Genomic DNA, 2,251 nt, shown 5'->3' on the forward strand with positions numbered 1-2,251 from the left:
CAGCTCGCCCTGGTCGAACAGCTCCGCGGCGACCAGGCGTCGTTTCTCGTACTCGGCAGGAGTGCGGGGAGAGGAGAGGGGAAGCTCCATGGCCAGGGTTTTCCCAGCTCGCTCGGCTGTCAACCCACACATCAAAGATCAGTACGTTTCACAGCCCGCATTGTCCGCGGCCATCAGAAAACTCGAAACCGAGTTCCGCGTTCCCATCGTCAAACGCAGCAACCGGTTCATCGGTTTCACCCCCGAGGGCGAAAGGGTCGTCCGGTGGGCCCAGCGGGTGCTGGCCGACCACGACGCCCTGGTGGACGACGTGAAGGCCATGCGCGAGGGGCTGAGCGGCAGCCTCCGCGTGGGGGCGATGCCGACGACCCTCAGCTCCATATCCCTGGTGACCCGGCCCTTCTGCGAGGAGCACCCGCTCGTCGGGGTCTCCATCAGGTCGATGTCCTCGGCCCAGATCCGGCGGAGCCTCGCCGAGTTCCAGATCGACGTGGGCCTGACCTACCTCGACAACGAGGCCCTGGGCGACGTCCGCCGCCGACCCCTCTACCGGGAACGCTACGTCCTGCTCACCTCGGCGGAGGGACCCTTCACCCACCGGGACACCCTCACCTGGGCCGAGGCCGCGGAGGTGCCGCTGTGCATGCTCACCTCGGAGATGCAGAACCGCCGCATCATCGACGACGCGTTCCGCCGGGCCGGGACCGTGCCCACCCCGGTGGTCGAGACCGACTCGGTGAGCGCGCTCTGGTCCTACGTGAAGGAGGGCCTGTGGTCCTCCGTCATGTCCCACGCCTGGCTGTACCTGCACCCCATCCCGGACGGCATGCGCGCGATCCCGCTCGACGAGCCGGAGATCGGCCACACCATCGGCCTCGTCACCGCGAACCGCGACCCCGAACCCCTCCTCGTGCGCGCCTTCCTGGACACCGTCCGCGGCATCGACATGGAGGCCCGCCTGGCCGCCCACCACCCGTCCGGCCCCCACCCGGAGATCCCCCGCCCCCGCGTGAGTCCCGGCGGCGGGGGCACCTCCGCCGCCCTGCCCGCTCCCGGCCCCGACCGACCACGGGTGCCCGCCGGACGTTCGCCGCTGGAACCGGACCTTGACCGGCAAGGGCCCCTCGAACTCCTCGGGGACCGCGTCCACCGGCACCTCGTCCACGGTCCGGCCGGGCCACTGGTCGGAGTCGCATCGCACACCCCGGCTTTTGAATCCGGCCCTGTTCCATGCCAGGTGGTGCGGATACCGCGCCCGGCGGACCACCGGTTCCAGGAACCGGGAGTCACGAAGTCGGCCAGAGGAGTTGCCCGGAGATCACCCCCGGGCGGTATCAAGAGGAGGGCCCTCCTCCCCGGCCCTCCGGGGGTGCAGGTGACGGGTCCGTGCGCCACACCCCTTGCGATGGAGGCTGCGTTCTTCTTCGGGGCGGATGGGGTGTTTTATGGCGACCTTTGACGTATAGGGTCGCCCATGCGACCATATCTGTCATGGAGATCGTCACGCAGGAGGCCGCTTCCCAGCTTGGTGTGAGCCAGCGTCAGGTGCAGAGGCTCGCGCGCGGTGGCCGCTTCGTCAGCCGCACCGTCGCCGGCAGAACGGTTCTCGCCGGCCGCTCGCTCGTCGCCGTGAGCCGGTCGCGGGGCAGGGGGCGCCGCTGGGACGACCGCACCGTTGCAGCCGCAGCGGAACTGCTCGACTCCGGCTCCACTGAAACCATCGAGGGCAGCCAGAGAAGTCGCCTGCGCGCGCGGCTGAGAACGATTTCCATGCAGGAGCTCGCGTACCAGGTGCTCGGTGATCGGGTAACGCTCTGGCGAAGCACACGATCGTCTCCCGGCGCCGGTGGGCTCGTGGATGGCCTCAGCTCCACAGGTGAGGGCCTTGAAGTCAAGGTCGTCCAGAACGCGACGACCTTCGCGAGGCGGGCGCGGCTTCTGGAGGATGCCGACGGTGGCGTGCTCTTGATCGAGCTCGACACGAAAGCGCCTTCCGTGGTGGCCGAAGTGGCGCTTTATGCTTACGGCGATGTGCGTACCAGCAATATCGCGCAACAGCGCGTCCAGGAGCGACAGGCGGCCCTGAAGTGAATGATGGACCTATTGAGCCTTTTTCATCCTGAAGGTGCAGGTCACAGCCCCGTACCGGTCTCCCTGAAGCCCTTCTGAACAGCAAGAAGCCCCTGGTAGATGGATTAACGACCAAGAAAACCCGCCCCACCAGAGGCTCCACATGCTGTTCTACCGTGCC

2 protein-coding genes are annotated in these 2,251 nt (G+C 67.8%); both read left to right on the forward strand.

The window, feature by feature from the left end:
- Positions 1 to 88: 88 nt before the first annotated feature.
- Entirely contained in the window at positions 89 to 1,459 is a 1,371-nt protein-coding gene (locus tag ACJOT3_RS34105) for a LysR family transcriptional regulator (RefSeq protein WP_406977258.1), read from the forward strand.
- Positions 1,460 to 1,491: 32 nt separating this feature from the next.
- Positions 1,492 to 2,091, forward strand: coding sequence for a hypothetical protein (locus tag ACJOT3_RS34110; protein WP_406977259.1), 600 nt, complete (start codon positions 1,492 to 1,494; stop codon positions 2,089 to 2,091).
- The last annotated feature ends 160 nt before the right edge of the window (positions 2,092 to 2,251 follow it).

The sequence above is a fragment of the Nocardiopsis protaetiae genome (genome assembly GCF_045446735.1).
Lineage (GTDB): Bacteria > Actinomycetota > Actinomycetes > Streptosporangiales > Streptosporangiaceae > Nocardiopsis > Nocardiopsis protaetiae.